20 protein-coding genes are annotated in these 18,865 nt (G+C 46.8%); 9 read left to right on the top strand and 11 right to left on the bottom strand.

Annotated features, from left to right (window positions below; translation table 11 throughout):
- Nucleotides 1-55: 55 nt before the first annotated feature.
- The 8 genes from CWB98_RS08400 to murJ form a co-directional block, all read right to left on the bottom strand.
- Nucleotides 56-730 (bottom strand): LytR/AlgR family response regulator transcription factor, encoded by a 675-nt coding sequence (locus CWB98_RS08400; RefSeq protein ID WP_138544456.1) that lies wholly within the window; start codon nt 728-730, stop codon nt 56-58.
- Nucleotides 708-1,751 carry a sensor histidine kinase gene (locus CWB98_RS08405; protein ID WP_138544457.1) on the bottom strand — a complete coding sequence of 348 codons (1,044 nt, stop codon included), beginning with the start codon at nt 1,749-1,751 and terminating at the stop codon, nt 708-710. The genes CWB98_RS08400 and CWB98_RS08405 overlap by 23 nt, the downstream gene beginning before the upstream one ends.
- 12 nt (nt 1,752-1,763) lie before the next feature.
- Entirely contained in the window at nt 1,764-2,693 is a 930-nt protein-coding gene (gene ispH, locus CWB98_RS08410; protein WP_138544458.1) for a 4-hydroxy-3-methylbut-2-enyl diphosphate reductase, read from the bottom strand.
- Nucleotides 2,693-3,133 (bottom strand): FKBP-type peptidyl-prolyl cis-trans isomerase, encoded by a 441-nt coding sequence (gene fkpB / locus CWB98_RS08415; protein WP_138544459.1) that lies wholly within the window; start codon nt 3,131-3,133, stop codon nt 2,693-2,695. Before fkpB ends, ispH begins: the two co-directional genes overlap by 1 nt.
- Nucleotides 3,130-3,636, bottom strand: a complete 507-nt coding sequence (lspA, locus tag CWB98_RS08420; RefSeq protein ID WP_138544460.1) for a signal peptidase II — start codon at nt 3,634-3,636, stop codon at nt 3,130-3,132. The genes fkpB and lspA overlap by 4 nt, the downstream gene beginning before the upstream one ends.
- 13 nt (nt 3,637-3,649) lie before the next feature.
- On the bottom strand, nt 3,650-6,478 hold the full coding sequence (ileS, locus tag CWB98_RS08425; RefSeq protein ID WP_138544461.1) for an isoleucine--tRNA ligase: 2,829 nt from the start codon (nt 6,476-6,478) through the stop codon (nt 3,650-3,652).
- A 31-nt stretch (nt 6,479-6,509) separates the two neighbouring features.
- Nucleotides 6,510-7,430, bottom strand: coding sequence for a bifunctional riboflavin kinase/FAD synthetase (gene ribF / locus CWB98_RS08430; RefSeq protein ID WP_138544462.1), 921 nt, complete (start codon nt 7,428-7,430; stop codon nt 6,510-6,512).
- 76 nt (nt 7,431-7,506) lie between these two features.
- Nucleotides 7,507-9,093 (bottom strand): murein biosynthesis integral membrane protein MurJ, encoded by a 1,587-nt coding sequence (gene murJ / locus CWB98_RS08435; RefSeq protein ID WP_283241200.1) that lies wholly within the window; start codon nt 9,091-9,093, stop codon nt 7,507-7,509.
- Nucleotides 9,094-9,547: 454 nt separating this feature from the next.
- On the opposite strand from murJ, the gene rpsT reads away from it, so the two are divergent.
- Nucleotides 9,548-9,808 (top strand): 30S ribosomal protein S20, encoded by a 261-nt coding sequence (rpsT, locus tag CWB98_RS08440; protein ID WP_054014123.1) that lies wholly within the window; start codon nt 9,548-9,550, stop codon nt 9,806-9,808.
- Between the two features lie 150 nt (nt 9,809-9,958).
- On the opposite strand, the gene CWB98_RS08445 is transcribed toward rpsT, so the two are convergent.
- Nucleotides 9,959-10,342, bottom strand: a complete 384-nt coding sequence (locus CWB98_RS08445) for a response regulator (RefSeq protein ID WP_138544463.1) — start codon at nt 10,340-10,342, stop codon at nt 9,959-9,961.
- Between the two features lie 89 nt (nt 10,343-10,431).
- Here CWB98_RS08445 and CWB98_RS08450 point away from each other — a divergent pair, with 89 nt between their 5' ends.
- The 3 genes from CWB98_RS08450 to smrA all read left to right on the top strand — a co-directional run bounded on the left by CWB98_RS08450 (nt 10,432) and on the right by smrA (nt 11,980).
- Complete coding sequence (locus CWB98_RS08450; protein ID WP_138544464.1) at nt 10,432-10,899, top strand: hypothetical protein; 468 nt, start codon at nt 10,432-10,434, stop codon at nt 10,897-10,899.
- 102 nt (nt 10,900-11,001) lie between these two features.
- On the top strand, nt 11,002-11,241 hold the full coding sequence (locus CWB98_RS08455; RefSeq protein ID WP_010382493.1) for a hypothetical protein: 240 nt from the start codon (nt 11,002-11,004) through the stop codon (nt 11,239-11,241).
- A 157-nt stretch (nt 11,242-11,398) separates the two neighbouring features.
- On the top strand, nt 11,399-11,980 hold the full coding sequence (gene smrA / locus CWB98_RS08460) for a DNA endonuclease SmrA (RefSeq protein ID WP_138544465.1): 582 nt from the start codon (nt 11,399-11,401) through the stop codon (nt 11,978-11,980).
- Between the two features lie 23 nt (nt 11,981-12,003).
- Here the strand turns inward: smrA and CWB98_RS23920 are convergent, their stop codons facing one another.
- A complete protein-coding gene (locus tag CWB98_RS23920; protein ID WP_171045611.1) occupies nt 12,004-12,162 on the bottom strand; it encodes a hypothetical protein in 159 nt (52 codons plus the stop codon).
- Between the two features lie 216 nt (nt 12,163-12,378).
- Nucleotides 12,379-13,299, bottom strand: coding sequence for a 2-hydroxyacid dehydrogenase (locus tag CWB98_RS08465; protein ID WP_138544466.1), 921 nt, complete (start codon nt 13,297-13,299; stop codon nt 12,379-12,381).
- Nucleotides 13,300-13,461: 162 nt separating this feature from the next.
- Here CWB98_RS08465 and CWB98_RS08470 point away from each other — a divergent pair, with 162 nt between their 5' ends.
- The 5 genes from CWB98_RS08470 to CWB98_RS08490 all read left to right on the top strand — a co-directional run bounded on the left by CWB98_RS08470 (nt 13,462) and on the right by CWB98_RS08490 (nt 18,679).
- Nucleotides 13,462-15,183, top strand: a complete 1,722-nt coding sequence (locus tag CWB98_RS08470) for a GNAT family N-acyltransferase (protein WP_138544467.1) — start codon at nt 13,462-13,464, stop codon at nt 15,181-15,183.
- 62 nt (nt 15,184-15,245) lie between these two features.
- A complete protein-coding gene (locus tag CWB98_RS08475) occupies nt 15,246-15,731 on the top strand; it encodes a TlpA family protein disulfide reductase (RefSeq protein ID WP_138544468.1) in 486 nt (161 codons plus the stop codon).
- Between the two features lie 135 nt (nt 15,732-15,866).
- A complete protein-coding gene (locus CWB98_RS08480) occupies nt 15,867-17,936 on the top strand; it encodes a TonB-dependent receptor plug domain-containing protein (RefSeq protein ID WP_138544469.1) in 2,070 nt (689 codons plus the stop codon).
- A gap of 98 nt (nt 17,937-18,034) precedes the next feature.
- On the top strand, nt 18,035-18,313 hold the full coding sequence (locus CWB98_RS08485; protein WP_010382504.1) for a peptidylprolyl isomerase: 279 nt from the start codon (nt 18,035-18,037) through the stop codon (nt 18,311-18,313).
- 102 nt (nt 18,314-18,415) lie between these two features.
- Nucleotides 18,416-18,679 (top strand): GrxA family glutaredoxin, encoded by a 264-nt coding sequence (locus CWB98_RS08490; RefSeq protein ID WP_138544470.1) that lies wholly within the window; start codon nt 18,416-18,418, stop codon nt 18,677-18,679.
- The last annotated feature ends 186 nt before the right edge of the window (nt 18,680-18,865 follow it).

The following is an 18,865-nucleotide window of genomic DNA, read 5'->3' on the forward strand; positions in this document are numbered from 1 at the left end:
CACTTCGTCATGAACCTGATCGTGGGCTCAACGGTCAATCAGTCGGGTTTAATGGTCAGAATAGCGACTTAAAATTAGCCGCTGCCCGACGACTCACCGTAATGAGCTCAGCAAAGCCATCTAGCCGGACTCTGTGATTTCCTTCCACGGACTCCAGACTCAACACAGCCTGCTTTTTCACCAGTGTATTTCTGTGTACCTGCACAAAGTGTCGTGGATAGGTTGCCAGGAGCTTCTTTAGGGGAATATCTACCAATGCTTCACCACCGGTAAAATAAATATGGGTATAGCGCTCATCACTTCTGGCCACCAGAATATCAGATACCGCGACCCAGCGCGTATCATGGCCCACCTGATACTGCAGACGTTGCATTTTCTCGCCATAGATGTGCTCAAGTAGGGCAACCAGGCGGTCCTTATCTATGGGTTTAACCAAATACCCTTCTGCCAGCAGGTCGAATGCGCGCAGAGCATGTTCAGCAAATGCTGTCACAAAAACAATTTTGCATTCCGGCATTTTTTGCCTGAGCAACCCCGCAACTTCAAGCCCATCAATGCCTGGCATAGCAATATCGAGAAACACCAGCTCGGGTAAGGTATCCTCACATAATTGCAGCGCCTGCTCACCGTCTGCCGCTTCTGCCACACAAGTGAAATGTTCAAACTCCGACATCAAGCGCCGTAACCGCCGTCTGGCGATAGGTTCATCATCCAAAATCAGATAATTCATAAGCTCCAGTGTCAGGTAAAGTAATGGTAGCTAAGAATTTATCATTATCTCGCTCGATCCTCAAACTTGCCCGGCGCTGGTAATAGAGTGACAGCCGTTTATCGATGTTTTTTGTCGCTATCCCGTTGCCACTGGAGTGATATGTTGCATGTGGCAAAGGGTTAGTCACACTCAGTGTGATTGTATTGCCACGTTTTTCGATGTGAATGGTGATGGTGCCGCCCTGAACACGCTTTTCTATACCGTGTAATACAGCATTCTCGACCAGAGGTTGCAACGTCAGTGTCGGGATGGGTACACTCAACAAGGCATCATCGATTAACCACTGAACCTGCAGCCTTTGCTCGAAACGAAAACGTTCCAGACAAAGGTAGTCCTTCGTTAGCGCCACTTCATCTGCAATGGTGTGCCATTTTTTTTCCGCAAAAGACACCCGCATCAAGCGAGCAAGCAATAAGGCTGCTTGTTCCGCATCAGCTGCATTTTCATGCGTTAATTCGGCCAGCGTGTTTAACGTATTATGCAAAAAGTGCGGCCGTATTCTTGCCTGCAAGGCATCAATTTCCGCTCGGGCAGCCAGCTCAAGTGCATTAACATTGTCAATATAGATCGACATAAAATACAGCAGGATCACTACAACAAAACAACATATGGCGCTATTGCTAAATACCGGACCCCAATCAATCGGCACGTGGGAAGACAAAGGCGAAAATTGTATCCCGATACTCAAACCAATACACACACTAATAAACACAATAAAGACGATGCTCAGTTCCAGAACACCATTTTGAGCCGGTTTGAACACTTTAAAGGCACTGATAAGAGCAATAACACCTAAAGACAATAAAGCGTTACCATGAGTGAATAGGCTCACCAGCCCCAAAGTCAGCCAGAAGTCGTCATAGTCAGCGAGGGTATAAATAAAGGAAAGAGATTGCGAGGCGATCAGCATAGCCAGTACGCCCCGCTCAGATACCATGGCTTTTAGCAGTCCCAGGCCTATCGCCTCTGACTTATCCATGGTCTGTCGCACCTACCGAAGTTCGACAGGCACTGCGAAAACCACATTTTCTTCCTGACCCGGGTTTTCTACAACGGTTTGTCCACCAAGCGCTTTGAGTCGGGCAATAACCTGCTGCACCAACACCTCTGGTGCTGAAGCACCTGCTGTTACACCCACTTTGTTTACGCCCTCAAACCAGCTCGCATTCAGGCACTGATCATCATCAATTAGAAATGCACGAGTGCCCATTTTATCTGCAAGCTCACGCAGGCGATTTGAATTAGAACTATTCTTCGCGCCAACGACTAACAGTAAGTCTACCTTGTTAGCCAGGTCTCTAACCGCGTCCTGACGATTTTGCGTCGCGTAACAGATATCATCCTTACGTGGACCATGGATCTGTGGAAACTTTTCCCGCAGCGCCTCAATCACATCCGAAGTATCATCTACCGACAAAGTCGTCTGGCTGCAATAGAAAAGGTTACTTGGATCTTTTACTTCCAGCGTACTAACATCCTCAGGTGTTTCAACCAGATAAATACCACCCGCTGGATTATTGTATTGGCCCATAGTCCCTTCTACTTCGGGGTGTCCATGGTGCCCAATAAGAATACACTCCGTGCCTTTTCGGCTGGCACGTGTGACTTCCATATGCACTTTGGTGACCAGCGGGCAAGTCGCATCAAAGACTTTCAATTCGCGACGTTTTGCTTCCTGGCGCACCTGCTGAGATACGCCATGCGCACTGAATATAACAATGCTATCGTCTGGTACTTGGTCCAGCTCTTCAACAAACACCGCGCCACGGGCACGCAGGCCGTCTACCACATATTTGTTGTGTACCACTTCGTGGCGCACGTAAATAGGTTTTTCAAAAATATCAAGAGCGCGTTCTACGATACTGATTGCTCGGTCTACCCCGGCACAAAAACCACGTGGATTTGCAAGCAAGATTTCCATTAGTTTTTTACCTCTAAAATATCGACTTCAAAGGTTACCTTTTGCCCAGCCAGAGGGTGATTAAAGTCTACGGTAACAGAATCTCCAGCAACTTCGCGGATCAGGCCTGGCAACTCAGTTCCATCAGGCTGAGTAAAGGCAATAATGCTGCCGACTTCAGCGGGTGTCTCAGTTCCGAATTTGCTGCGGTCAACATAATAAATGTTGTCCGGATTCGGCATACCAAAGGCATCCTGAGGCTCAAGTTCAAACGATTTACTGTCACCAGATCTCAGTCCAAGCAGACATTTTTCAAAATTTTCTGTCAGACTACCGTCACCCATAAAGAGCTTTGCCGGTTTATCATGTACTTTCGTTGAGTCCGCTGCAGAACCGTCAGACAGTTTTATCGAAAAGTGAAATAAAACTTCAGATTGTGGGCCGATTATCTGCTCACTCATGCCTTATTCTCCTGCGTATCCGTGTTATCGCCAAAAATGGCGTCAAATAACAATAAGCCTGCGCCACCAACGATAGCCATATCCGCGACGTTAAATGCCGGGTAATGCCAGTCTTGGTAATAAAAATGCAAAAAGTCCACGACATAGCCTAAGGTAACCCGATCATACAAATTACCTAGTGCGCCTGACAACACCAAAGCATAAGCACTGCACAATAACCAGTTTTTGGCAGGTAACTTTTTTAGCCAATAAATCAGTAAGGCACTGATAGCGACAGCTATGCCACTAAGGAACCAGCGCTGCCAGCCTCCGGCTTCACTAAGAAAGCTAAACGCTGCGCCATAGTTATGCATATAAGTAAAATTAAAAAAGGGTAGCAACTCAATCGACTCATACAGTCGCATATTTTCTACCACCAGTGCTTTCGTGCCGAAGTCTACTGCAAACAGCAGTAGACTCAGCCACAACCACACCAGACCACTACGTTCGGTCGATTTGGTCATGTAATACTCCTAATTAAGCGAACTGACGCTGTTCACCAGCACCATCGACATTCGTCACACAGCGGCCACATAACTCAGGGTGCTCCGCGTGCTGACCAACATCTTCGCTGTGGTGCCAGCAACGATCACATTTCGGTGCTTGCGTGGCTTTAACGGCAATAAATAGCCCGTCAATTTCTGTCGCGACGGCGGCTTCTGGCTTCGTATTTACAACTTCTACTTGCGCTTTAGACGTCAATAACACAAATCGTAGCTCGTCTTTTAATGTCATCAGCTTGTGTGCCAAATCACCGCCTGTGTACAACGTAACTTCGGCCTGCAAAGTAGCACCGATAATCTCTTCTTTACGTGCACTTTCCAGTACTTTATTAACTTCATCACGCACTGACAGCAATTCCTGCCAGAAGTCATTGCTCAGCTGCCCTTCGCTCACTTGGGTCAGACCATCGTACCAAACATCAGTAAATACAAATTCACCACGCTCGCCAGGTAACACTTCCCAGATTTCCTGGGCTGTAAAGCTCATGATAGGCGCCATCCAGCGCGTCATCGCTTCTGCAATATGGTAAAGCGCACTCTGACATGAGCGACGGGCATGGCTGTCGCTTTTCGCGGTATACTGACGGTCTTTAATCACATCAAGATAGAAAGAACCCAGCTCACCGGTACAGAAGTTCATCAGCTTTTGTGTCACTACCAGCATCTGGTAATTATCATACGCTTCGACAATTTCCTGCTGTAGCTGAGCAGCTCGGCTAACAATCCAGCGGTCCAGCTCAATCATATCTTCTACAGCAACCAGATCTGTTGCTGGATTGAACCCACTCAGGTTTGACAGCAAATAACGGCTGGTATTACGGATCCGGCGGTAACGGTCTGCCGCGCGCTTAAAAATCTGATCCGACACGGTCATTTCAGCAGTGTAGTCTGTTGAAGCTACCCACAAGCGTAAAATATCCGCGCCCAGCTTATTCATAATATCCTGAGGCGAAATAACATTGCCCAGAGACTTGGACATCTTGTGGCCTTTTTCGTCCACAGTGAAGCCATGAGTCAGAACCTGACGATAAGGAGCATGACCATTGATTGCCACAGACGTCATCATGGAAGACATGAACCAGCCACGGTGTTGATCCGATCCTTCCAGATACAGATCCGCAGGACCTGTCAGCTCTTCACGCGCATCCACCACACATGCGTGGGTTACACCTGAATCGAACCAAACATCCAGCGTATCTTGCACTTTCACGTACTGCTGTGCATCAGCTTCATTTAGCAGGCTGGCAGGTTCTAAGTCATACCATGCCTGAATACCTTTTTGTTCGACCAGCTTAGCAACGTCTTCAATTAACGTCTCTGTCTGTGGATGCAGTGCTCCCGTGTCTTTATCAACGAACAGTGCAATAGGAACACCCCAGGTGCGCTGACGAGAAATACACCAGTCCGGGCGGCCTTCAACCATGTTCGCAATGCGATTTTCACCCCACTCGGGGATCCACTGGGTTTTACCAATCTCCGCCATTGAATCTTGACGCAGGTTGGCCTGATCCATGCTCACGAACCACTGCGGTGTAGCACGGAAGATAATAGGCGTCTTGTGTCGCCAACAGTGTGGATAACTGTGAGTCATGGCATGGTGATGTACCAGTGCGCCATTTTCTTTTAGCTTCTCAATGATGGCTTCATTGGCTTTAAATACATGCTGGCCAGCAAAAATTGGGGTATCTGGTAAAAAGACACCATTTGCACCAACTGGGTTTGCCACTTCCAGACCATATGCCTGTCCAGCTGCGAAATCCTCTGGACCGTGACCAGGGGCAGTATGAACAATACCTGTACCTGAATCCGTTGTTACGTGGTCGCCCAGGATAACCGGCACATCGTAGTCATAGATAGGGTGCGCGACACGCAGATTTTCCAGTGCAGCACCTTTGCTGTAACCCAGAACGTGGTAACGATGGAAACCAAATCGATCCATTGCATCTTTAACAAGCTCAGAACCCAGCACCATGCGCTGCTCTTTGCCTTCATCTTCAACCTGCACCAGAGCGTATTCAAGAGCACCATGCACTGCCACAGCGCGGTTAGCAGGCATAGTCCATGGAGTGGTTGTCCAGATCACGGTGCTTGCCGGGCCTGTACCTTGATGTCCCTCTGTCAGCTCAAAGGCATCAAGCAGTGCCTGCTCATCGACAAAATCAAATTTGACATCAATCGCTGGCGACTGCTTATCCTGATACTCAACTTCTGCTTCTGCTAACGCTGAGCCACAGTCTGTACACCAGTGAACAGGCTTAGCACCTTTATGCAGGTGACCATTTTTAATAATGCGGCCCAATACACGCAACGCATTGGCTTCAAAGTCGAAATTCATTGTCAGGTATGGACGATCCCAATCGCCTAACACACCCAAACGTTTAAAATCAGTTTTTTGGCCTTCAACTTGCTTACGAGCGTACTCTCGACATTTCTCACGGAATTCTGCCACTGATACTTTCTTGCCGGGTTTACCAACTTTCTTCTCAACCTGCAGTTCAATTGGCAGACCATGACAATCCCAGCCCGGCACATAAGGTGCGTCAAAGTCGGAAAGTGTCTTTGATTTAATAATAATATCTTTGAGGATCTTATTAACTGAGTGACCTAAGTGAATGTTGCCATTGGCATAAGGAGGACCATCGTGCAAAATGAACGGCTTTTTACCTTTTTTGGCATTACGGATCTGACCATACAGATCCTGCTCGTACCATGTTTTAAGCATTTTGGGCTCGCGTTGTGCCAAATTGCCACGCATTGGAAACTCGGTTTCCGGTAGATTTAACGTATGCTTGTAGTCGCTCATTTACTTTACTTTCCGTATCGGCTACTTAAAATTATTGAAAAAAGTGTTTTGCAGCAGTGACATCCTGAGCAATCTGCTCAGTTAGGTGCTGCAATGACTCAAATTTTTGTTCATCACGGAGCTTATGAAGAAGCTCCACCTTTATAAACTGACCATATATTTCCTGGTCAAATTCAAATATATGTACCTCGAGCAAAGCTCGCTTGCCATTTAAGGTTGGCTTGGTGCCCACATTGGCAACACCTTTGTACATTGTATTACCTACATTCACGCGTACAGCAAATACCCCTTGTACAGGGCTAACCTGACGCTTAAGCGCAACATTGGCGGTCTTAAAACCTAGCTCACGCCCTTTTTTCCAGCCATGAATAACGCGGCCTGAAATCGCATAGGTGTGGCCCAGCATCGCGTGCGCGCGCGCGACATCCCCCTCGGACAGTGCCGCACGGATCAACGTACTGCTGACCCGGCTATTTTGCTGCCTAAAACTCTGTGTATCTTTAACGTCCATACCCAGCTCGGGGCCAAGTTGCTGTAACATTGCGAAATCACCGACACGCCCTTTACCAAAGCGAAAATCATCACCTACGGTTAAAGCTCGGACACCAAGCTTGGTGCACAGCACGTCACGCACAAAGTCTTCTGCCTGGAAATTAGCAAATCGCGCGTTAAAACTCACACAAATAACACGTTCAATGCCAATATCTGCCAGCAACGCCAGTTTGTCTCTCAGTCGGGTCAATCTGGCTGGAGCCTGTTGCCTGGCAAAAAACTCCTGCGGCTGCGGCTCAAATAGCATGACAGTGCTTGGCAATTTGTGTGCGTGTGCATCTGCAACTAACCCTTTCAGTACCTCAGTGTGCCCCAAGTGTACGCCATCAAAGTTTCCTATCGTCAACACGCAGCCATAGTGGTGGGGTCGAATATTGTGGATCCCTCGGATCAATTGCATACAACTAACACCTGTGATTACTAAAGCAGTATAAAAGCCCGATTATACCCAAGTTGCCAGCAAATGCGAATAAAGCCTACGCAGTCTTTACAGGCGCTGCTGAACTGTCTTTAAGTGTACTCAAGCGAACCCCCATCAGGTACATCATACTAAAATAAACCAGTATTGCAGCCACCAGCTGAAGGCCCAGTAAACCGATTTGTGTTATCAGGTCACTACCCTGCCAAGACAACTGGCGGTTGAGCCAAATTAATACGCCGGACATCACAAGACTGGACAAGATACACTTAGCGGTGAATGCTAGGGTAAATTTGGATACACGGTAGACACCTTGTTGATTGAGTTGCCTGTACAATAAGGCTGCGTTGCAGGTAGCAGATAGCGCAGTTGCCAGTGCAAGTCCCAGATAACCAATAAATGGGGCAAGCATCAGGTTAAACAACATATTCAGAGACATGGCAATAATACCAATTTTAACAGGTGTCTTTGTGTCTTGCCGGGCAAAAAAGCCAGGGGCCAGCACTTTAATCAGCATAAAGCTCACCAAACCAACCGAGTACGCTGTAACAGCACCACTTACGGCAGCAACGTTGTCATGCTCCCCCTGGTTAAACTCTCCATGGCCAAACAAAACAGAGATAATTAATGGGCTAATCAGCATCAACCCGGCCATCGCAGGTATTCCCAAAAATATGACAAACCGCACCCCCCAGTCGAGCGTTTGCTGGAACTCCTGAATACTGTCCTTGGCGTGCAATTTAGACAATGCAGGTAAAATCACTGTCGCAATCCCTATGCCAAACAAGCCTAATGGAAATTCAATCAACCGGTCAGCATAGTACAACCAGGCAATAGAGCTGGTTGCCAATGCAGCTGCAATAATGGTATCAAGTAGCAGGTTGATCTGGCTCACAGATACACCAAACATGGCGGGCAACATCAGCTTACGCACCTTTACCACTTCAGGTGAGCGCCAGGCAAATTTTGGTCGTGACAGCATGCCCAGGCGGGCCAAAAATGGTAACTGGAACAGACACTGAGTCAGACCACCCAGAAATACGCCAATCGCCAATGCATAAGCGCCCTGCTCAAATTGGTCATGTAATAACAGCGCGCAGCTGATGATACTGATATTTAGTAATACGGGTGTAAACGCCGCAACAGAGAAGCGATTGTACACATTAAGCACCGCTCCACTGAGCGCCACCAAAGAGATAAAGAAAAGATAAGGAAAAGTGAACTTAAGTAATGCACTCGCCAGCACAAACTTCTCAGCATTTTCACCTCCCTGCCACCAGTCGATGAACCAGCTGGTGCCAAATAAACCGGCAATCACTGGCGAGCCCACGACGCCAACTATGGTGACAAACATTAGGATTGTACCTAAGGTACCTGCTGCCTGAGCAACAAAGATCCTGACTTTGTCATCTCCGTGTTGCTCTTTGATCTCAGCCAGAACAGGAACAAACGCCTGAGCAAACGCACCTTCAGCGAAAAGGCGACGCATAAAATTCGGAATACGGTTTGCAAACAGGAAAACATCCGCGGCGAGTCCTGCTCCCAGCAAATTTGCCACCACAGCGTCTCTGACTAATCCTAATACTCTGGATATCATCGTCATGGCACTCACAATCATGCCTGATTTAAACAGCCCCTTCGCCACTGCATTTCCTCAGATAAATTTTTGCGCGGAATTATGCCACAACCAGATAAAGATAAATACTCGCGAAAATGAGGGTTTTTGCGATACTTAGCCTGATAAATCGGGTTCAATCAAAGCTCGATAGTCACGCATATTTACGCTCGTTTCTGTGGATCATCATAAACACTCTAGTAGAGCGATTATGGATTTGTTACAATGTGCCCAGACTGCCAAGCCGTGTGCCGCTCAAGGTGCTGACTTGGTATACGATCTGAGAGTTTGATTGCACCCAATCGTTTCAGACAAGCTATCGTGCAACCCAACTAGCCGCTTATGGCTGCGAGGGGCTAGGGACAAGCACGATACGCAAACAAATTGACCAGCCGAGGGGAATTTTTATTGACTTTAAAGAATAAAAAGGGCATATTCCTCGGCCTTTAAACTAAGCTTATTTTAAGATTGTTAGGAGCATACCTTGGCTAACATCAAGTCTGCAAAAAAACGCGCTATCACTAGCGAAAAACGCCGTCAGCACAACGCAAGCCGTCGTTCAATGATGCGTACTTACTTCAAAAAAGTAGTAGCTGCTATTGAAGCTGGTGACAAAGAAGCTGCACAGCAAGCTTTCGCTGTTGCTACACCTATCCTGGACCGTTACGCAACTAAAGGTCTTATCCACAAAAACAAAGCTGCTCGTCATAAGAGCCGCCTAGCCGCTAAGATCAAAGCGCTATAATTGTGGTTTTGGATATGAAAAAGCCGACGTAAGTCGGTTTTTTTATGCCTGAAAAACAACCTCTACGCTGCTTACTCAGGCAGCAGACACAAATCCTTTGGACGGAAGTGTGCCAAAACTCATTGTCCAAGCTAAATATGACGAGCCAGCTTAAGCTAACTCTAGCTTTGGATAAAACTTCTTTAGCATCGCCGCAATTTTCTTTGGCGAAAAAGGCTTAACAACAAACCCTTTTGCCCCCCGTTCAATTGCATCTTTCACGTTATCAACTGTTGAGTGTGCTGACACCATCACAACATTGATATCCGGGTTAATCTCGGCAAGCTCCGCAATTAGCTCCTTTCCATCCCCGTCAGGTAGTTCGATATCTAAAAAAACGATATCAAAATGACGTTCCTCACAGGCGGTAAGACATTGTTTCGCTGTCGATGCTTCTTTAACATTATCGATCCCCAGATGCATCAGGGTTTGATGCAAGAAACTGCGAACAGTGCCTACGTCATCAACAATTAGTATAGAGATTTGTTGTTCCATATCCTTTCCCGTGGGCTAGTCAATTGAAATGCGCTATTATTAGCATAGAACTATTATAGAGTCCTGCAAACAAAAGGCTATAGCAAAGCATGGCACAAAAACCAAAAAAACAGGCATTACTCGGTCAGGTCGATGCCAGGTCAAAGAAAAAACAACCCAGACAAAAAAAACGTTTATCACCCCAGCAACAAAAGGCACTACAACAACAGCAACTCCAACAACAAGCACAGCTGGCAGCCGCACAACAAGCACAAGCTAAGTCTGGTAAAACTCGCTGGATTATAGCTGCAGTCATTTTGCTCCTTGTTATCCTGTTTCCCAAACCTAAGCTCATTACCTATGAAAAGATAGGCCTGGTTGCACAAAGTGTATACTGGCCTGGTTTACCCGGTGTAGACCCCGTTTTATTTGATTCAAACCTGCATATTCGTCCAGCTTTAGAGCGAAATACGCTATATCTTTGCCAGGATGAGCGCGACCCAGACTCCTGCCAGAAGTATCAAATCATCAAACAACAAGGCTTTATCTCTGCGTTGATGGCACTGATTTTGAATTAAAAAAACTAATCTGAAAAACACAAAAATACTCGTTTGAAGTGACCGGGGTTGGGGCGCATAATGGCGCCCCTTTATTGAACAACCTGGAGTACTTTGACGATCATGCCGAACGAATTTGACTGGCTACTTAATTTATTACTGCTAGTGCTAGGATTTGGTGCCTTTTTTATTAACCATAAAACCTTGCTGCGTGGCGCGGCATTGGCGACCTGCAGCATCCTGTTTATTTTGTTCAGCCTCGATCTGATGAACACCTCAGTGATCTCAAACCTGGGTTTGATTCTGATTAATTCATTTTATCTGTTCAAGCTCTTTACTCACGAACAGTATAATACGCCTTAGGTACACCTTAGGTACGCCTTAGGTATAGCTAAAGCACGCCTGCCAATGCTTTTGCACCGGCAGGCAGTAAAAAGCAAACTGCCAGGCTTAAAGATATTTTCTAATTTCTGAGCCTGCGCTACAATCTGGCCACACCCATTGGTTTTGGAGACGTAGTATGGCCATGACAGATGAAGAACTTTTTCTCGCCTCAATGGGGGACGTTGTTCCCTTAGCACAAGACAAAAAAGCAGAGCTCAGACGTCAACAAAACGAACCTACCCTGGCGCAACTTGCACGCAGAGAAGCGGCAGAGCAGGAGCAGGACTTCGATCCTAATTTTCTCTCCACTGAATATGTTGACCTGCTCGATCCACACGATTTGCTTAGCTACAAAAAAGATGGTGTTCAGCAAGGGGTATTTAAGAATCTCAGGCTGGGCAAGTATCAGATTGACGCCACGCTGGATTTGCACGGCAAGCCTTTTCGTGAAGCCAGAAAGTCACTGTTTGACTTCATCACCGACTGCCATCAACGCAGTATCCGGGTACTTCTGATCCGTCATGGCATTGGCTTAAAAAGCAAACCCTTTCCAGCTATTCTGAAAAGCTACTGCAACAAATGGTTACAGGAGATGCCACAAATACTGGCATTTCACACGGCATTAAGCTGCCATGGCGGTAACGGCGCAACATACGTGCTGTTAAAGAAAAGCGAAGAGAAGAAAGTGGAAAATCGCGAGCGGCATGCCAAACGGTGATAGCAGCGCTTGCTGCTATCTTTTTAACTCTGTGATGAGGACGTTACGACAACTTCCTCGTCCGCTTCTTGTATCGAATGGTGAGATTCAGCATTAGCCTGATTGAACCACGCCATTACCCCCAACACAATAACGCTAAAAAGCACAACGGAGAGCTTAACGCCACCTTGGTTACTATTCATAAAAAGCGACTCTTTATTATTATTTTCTCATAACTTACTGAATGTAATTAGATGTCACAAGATGTTTTTTTATACAGTATTTTGTACCATAAAAAATCGTCGTCTAATACTGCCGGCCAAAGTACCCAACCACTTACCACCGGCAGAGATTTCAAGACACCTGTAGAGCCTGAAACCGCATGCTCAGTCTTGTGTAACAGACTGAGCAATGCGCTATTAGTAACCCACCTGCAAATCCACGCAATGTGACAGAGGCTGTCCCTTTTGCATTGCCTGCCTATTTGCAACAATTTGTGCAATCGCTGTTTTCAGGCTCGTCAGCGCCGCAACATGGGGAGTCATAGTGATTTTTGGGTGATCCCAGAATGCATGATCTGCCGCAAGAGGCTCTGCTGCGAATACATCCAGCGTGGCTGCTGCAATTTGTTGATTATCGAGTGCATCAAGTAAGTCAGCTTCATTAAGATGTGCGCCACGAGCAACATTGATCAGTACCCCGTGCGAAGGCATCGCCTCAAACAGCGCTTTATTCAAAATGCCGTGCGTCTGGGCCGTCAGAGGTAACAGACAGACGATATAATCACACTGTGATGCAAATTCACTTAACTGTGCCTGTCCCCAGAATTGCCTAATGCCCTCTAGCACTTTTTCGCTTCTTGACCAGCCCAATACCTCAAAACCATTACGTTGCAGCTTAGTAGCGGCCACCTGCCCCAGCTGACCAAGCCCGAGTATCCCCACCCGGTTGCCACTACTTGCCCGTTTAGGACGCCACAGCTGCTGTTGCTGTTGTTGATAATATTGCGGTAAACGTAACTTATGCGCCAGCACATGTCCCAGTACATATTCAGCCATGTCGTCGGCCAGCGCGGGATCAACAATGCGACACACCTGAACATCAGCCCGTAAAGCAGATAACGCGATGCCATCGACCCCGGCACCAAACGACTGGACGACTTTGAGATTTGGTAATTGTTGCCACAACGACTCAGGCGCATTCCAGGCCAATACAAACTCAATCTCGGCCAGATCACCGGCATCGGGCCACTCTCTTACGTCCACATCCGGCAGGCTCGCGCGTAACTCTGCCATCAGTTTGCTGTTGTCTCTGCCCGTTACACAGACTAAAAATGCCATCCTCTTTCCTTTGTTCTTTTTCAATCGTCACTACTGTATCAAAAATCCAACCTTAAATTGTACTTACACGATGGCCATCAAACTGACATACAGCTGCAACTTGTTTGTCATGGAGAGTTTTTAATCTTGACGAAAAGCGGTTATAGAACGTGAGAATTAAATATGATCAGTGTAGATAAGGTCATTGAAGCAAACCTGCCTCAATTGGAAAATTCACCTAAAGTAAAAGGGTTAGTAAAGAAGGGCCTGGGCTACTTACTTCATGAACAAGAGTTTGTCGCCTTTGCAGATACCTACCCACACTTGCAGGGGCTTGAATTCGTAGAACAAGTCTTGGAAGAACTGGACTTTGATGCACGCTTTAAACCCAAACAAATCGAGCATATTCCCAGTGAAGGCAGTGTCGTGATAGTCGCCAATCATCCGATTGGCTCATTAGACGCACTGGCACTGATCAAAGTGTTGGCTCAGGTGCGCCCCGATTTGAAAGTCGTGGCCAATAGAATGCTCATGTCCATCACTCCTATGCACTCGCTGTTGTTACCGGTGGACAATCTATCCGGTGCAAGCCGTAAGCAGGAGTTGGCCAATATTCAGCACCATCTTAAGCAAGACGGTGCGTTACTTATTTTTCCAGCTGGAGAAGTGTCTCGTCTCGGGCCAACAGGGATTAAAGATTGCAAGTGGAACTCCGGTTTTTTGCGTATGGCTAAAAAAGCCAACTGTCCTATTTTGCCCATCTATATCAAAGCCAAAAATAGCCCTTTATTTTACGGCACTTCAATGATTTACAAACCTTTAGCCAGCTTGCTTCTGGTCAAGGAAATGTTTAAACAGCGCCAAAAGTCTCTTGAATTCGAGATTGGCGCCAGTATTCCACCCGCCTCGTATCTGCTGGAAAACCTTAAAGACAAAGAAGTTGTCGCCCTGATCCGCAAGCAGCTTTACCGACTAACCTCCAAAAAGTCTTTGCCTCTTAAGACCCAGTCTCCAATCGCGGTTCCGGAGTGTAAAAAGGAGCTCAAACAGGCAATTGAAACTTGTGAACGTTTGGGAGAAACCCAGGATGGTATGCAGATATATCTGTATCAGTATCAAGGTAGTTCGCCGATTTTCCGTGAGCTGGGTCGGTTAAGAGAAATTGCCTTTCGCGCGGTCGGAGAAGGCAGCGGCAAACGCCGTGATATCGACAAATACGACATGTATTATCAGCACCTGGTATTGTGGGATGCTAAACAATTGGAGCTGGTTGGCGCGTATCGGCTGGCCAGCGCGCAAACCGTCATCAATGAACAGGGTACGGAAGGTCTGTACACGACCAGCTTGTTTAATTACTCTGAGCATATGCAACCCTATTTTGAGCATGGCCTGGAATTAGGCAGAAGCTTTGTACAGCCAAAATATTGGGGACGCAAAAGCCTGGACTACCTCTGGTATGGCATAGGGGCCTTTGTCAAACGTTATCCGCACCATCGTTATCTGTTTGGTGCAGTCAGTTTATCCAACGCACTGCCAGATAAAGCCAAAGCCATGCTGATATACCACTACCAGCATTATTTCTCAAATTTGGTCTCCCTCGCGACCCCGAAAAACGAGTTTAAATTTACGCCTTCCCAGCAGCAGGCCTTTGCTCAGTTATTCTGTGGTGATGATATTAAAGAGGACTTTGCTGAACTCAAACACATCATGGCGAATATGGGCGCACAGGTCCCGACCCTGTTTAAGCAATATACCGAATTATGTGAACCCGATGGTGTGAATTTCCTGAGTTTCAGCATAGACCCAGATTTTAATAACTGTATCGACGGTTTAGTTTTGGTTGATCTGACACGGATAAAATCCCAAAAAGCTAAGCGATATCTGGGAGAAAATATTTACGACTGATTTGTGTTGTTGCAGTTTTTTTATTTATACTCGCGCTCGGAAGACCTTATTTGCGAGCGCGAATGTTAAAAACAGTTTTACAACTCATTATTTTTGCCATTGTTTTTCTGGCTGTGACTGCCTATCAGGAACTTGGGATGCTGGCAGACGATGGCCAAGCCTCTGCCCCCTATTTTTCTCTGCCGGTACTCGAGCAACCCACACAAAGAGTGTCCATAAAGTCTCTGCAGGGGCAACAATCTGTGGTTTACTTCTTCGCTCCCTGGTGCAGTATTTGCCGATACAGCATGCCAAACCTTAACAAGCTGCATGAGGCGGGCAAAGTGAATGCCGTTGCCATTGCGCTGGACTTTGAAAATAAAGACGCTGTCAGCGCCTTTGTAGACGATTTATCACTGAGCATGCCTGTATTACTCGGCAATCGCAGTACCGCATCAGATTATAAGGTCAAGGCATACCCCACTTATTATGTACTATCAGATGACCTGAAAGTGGTCGAGCGTTCTGTTGGCTACTCCAGCGAGCTGGGAATACGCGCCAGGCTCTGACTTACCAAAGAAGCTAAGTGTAAGAAAGTGTTCGAGTAATCGACAATTTCTTACCCTAACGTAAAACAAAGGTACGATTAATTCCCATACACTAGTCCCCACTTTTATTCAGCTTAGATTCAACAAGGGACTACCATGACACTCTGCTCGCTCAACAAACCATTTGCTCTATCGCCCATTATGTTATGTATGGCGCTACAGGCTCAGGCAAATACCAGCGCAGATATAGAACACATCGAAGTGCATTATAAGCGCAGTTCAATTACTTCGGAAATCACTGAAGATACAGAAAAATTGATAGAAATGCCCGGCGCTATGGGCGATCCACTACGCGCTGTCTACGCACTCCCTGGTGTGGTCGCGGCAGGTGGTTCAATGAGTGCTCCGGCGGTGCGGGGGTCTTCTCCCAGTGACAATATGTTTGAAGTCGATTTTATGCCCGCGGGCTATATTTTCCATGACTTCGGAAGCTCGATATTTAATCGTTATATCATCCAAGACTTTCAGCTCTACTCCGCAGGTTATGGCACAAGTTACAGCAATGCCACCGGTGCAGTCTTTGACGTAACACTGCGCAATCCCAAATATCAGCCAGTCACCACCACGCTGGACCTGACCATGTTCAACGCCGGCGTATTTGTTGAAGGACAACTGAGCGACAGCACGGCTTTCTATGTCTCGGGCCGTAAAAGCACCTTGCCACTGTTTTTCGAAGAAGGCGAGGAACTCGAAGATGACGATGGCGAACCAACCGGCGTGATTATCAATGATGCGCCGGATGACCATGATTATCAGGGCAAGTTTTTATGGGACATCAATGCCAACAATACTTTGACCTTCAATTTTACTGGTGCGGAAGACTCAGCAGCAGCCGGCTTTAATGAGCGCTCTGAACTGGCACAGAAAACACCTGAGTTTCAGGGTGATGCGCGTTTTATCAGAGAATTCAACAGTCAAAATATATTGTGGGACCACTACAATGACAAAATGCACCTACGCGTAGGCATTGGTGCGCTGGACCATTCAGGCCGACTGGAATATGGCCGCCGCGCTACGGTTTCAGCCGGTTATTTTGAAGAAGAATCGGAAAAACAATATACCTACAAGGCACGCCTGAACTACCGTATCAACCCGGCTCATCAGCTTGTTGTAGATGCAGCTTACTTTGATAAAGAAACAGAATATAGCTACGACACTTTCCAGTACCTATGTACAGAACTGGATCCCGACTGCGACCTGAAAAAAGGTGAGCGGATCAACGGCAAGCGCAGCATCGACATCGACAGTGGCTTTGTTGGCCTAGCGCATATCTGGCAACTGGGCGACGACTGGCAGAGCGAGCTTGGAGTGCAGAGTCAGCATAACAGATACACCGATGAAACCTTTACCTCTCCTCGCCTCGCAATCAGTTACTATGTGACGGAAAACAGCACTATCAGCGCCAAAGCAGGTCGCTATAATCGCATGCAAAATGTGGAGTACATTTTGCCAGAAATTGGTAACCCCAAGCTAAAATCTCAGGTGTCGGATCACTATACGCTGGGCTTCAGCCAGCAGCTGGAGAATGAGTGGAGCTGGTCACTAGAGGGGTATTATAAGACTATGGATGACCTGCCGCTTGCCATTGACGACGGCCCGAATGCTGCCGACCTGTATAGCAACGACGTTGAAGGACGCGCCTATGGTGTCGACCTGCTGATCAACAAAAACAAGACCGATAACTGGTATGGCTGGGTCGCATTGAGTTACTCAAAAAGTGAGCGTACCGACCTGAGCCGCAATATAACCCGCGACTATTACGCCGATACGCCACTGGTATTTAACGCGGTATTTCATTATGAGATCAATGAGCGCTGGCAAGGCGGTTTCAATTTTACCGCACGCAGCGGTCAGGCTTATACCCCCATTGTCGGTGTGAGAGAAAACCCCGATCATGATGACCGCTTCTTACCTGTTTATGGCGACCCCTTTTCAGAGCGGTTCAAAGTGTATCACCGCCTGGATATTCGCTTTGAGCGCAAAACAGAGATATTCGGCAATGATGGCAAGCTGATCTTTGAACTCATGAATGCCTATGGTCAGGAAAACATTGCCTATATTGACCTGGACTACGACAGAGTTAAGTCCGTTAACGACCTGTATATAGAAGAAGAGGAAGATGATTTCTCTATCCGCCCGTCGATTGGGTTTAGCGTGACCTTCTAATACTTCCCTTGAAAAGGCCGGACGCAGACAATTGAAGCTTGCGTTTTAGGCCTTCTCCTTGCATGATCGGCGCCTTTGATAGTCCGGAGACCTGAATCATGCCAAAAGCCTGTGCTTACCACATTTTAGTTAAAACCGAAAAAGAGTGCCTTGCCATTAAAGCCAAGCTTGCGAAAGGCGGCGACTTCAACAAACTGGCCAAACAGCATTCTCTGTGTCCGTCGAAAAAGCGAGGCGGCGATCTCGGCGAGTTTAATAAAGGTGATATGGTCAAAGCATTCGATGATGTGGTGTTCAAAAAGCCACTTTATGAAGTCCACGGTCCGGTCAAAACCAAGTTTGGCTACCACCTTATCAAAACCGTATATCGCTCCTGAGGCATCATCGGTTTTCTCAATCATGGCCATCGGTTTTTGACGGTTTCAATTTGCCTGCAGGCCGATATACTGATTACCAAGCTCAATGATTTGGAGAACCCTATGTTTACTGTGATTTTTGGCCGAGAAGGCTGCCCTTACTGTGTCCGTGCAAAAGACTTAGCTGAGCGTTTGACCAACGAACGAGACGATTTTAAGTTTCGCTACATTGATATCAACAAAGAAGGTGTCAGCAAGGCCGATTTGGAAAAATCCGCCGGTAAGCCTTGTCCAACTGTGCCGCAAATTTTCGTCGACCAGGCCCACATTGGCGGCTTTACAGAGTTTGAAGCCTATGCCAAAGAGAATTTGGGCCTGTATCAGTAACACAGCCCTGAATCCCCCTTGCCTGAGTCGCCATAAACCCGCAATTCAGGCATGATTTTCCCTTTAAAATAGTCACTTATCTGTCAAGCTAACAATCAAGAAAAATAAATAAGTTTATTTTTTGACCAATATCAAATACCTACAAAATTAGTGCCAATTTATGCAAGCAATTGTTTTTTCTTTGCT

The organism is Pseudoalteromonas rubra (genome assembly GCF_005887115.1).
Classification (GTDB): Bacteria; Pseudomonadota; Gammaproteobacteria; order Enterobacterales; family Alteromonadaceae; genus Pseudoalteromonas; species Pseudoalteromonas rubra_F.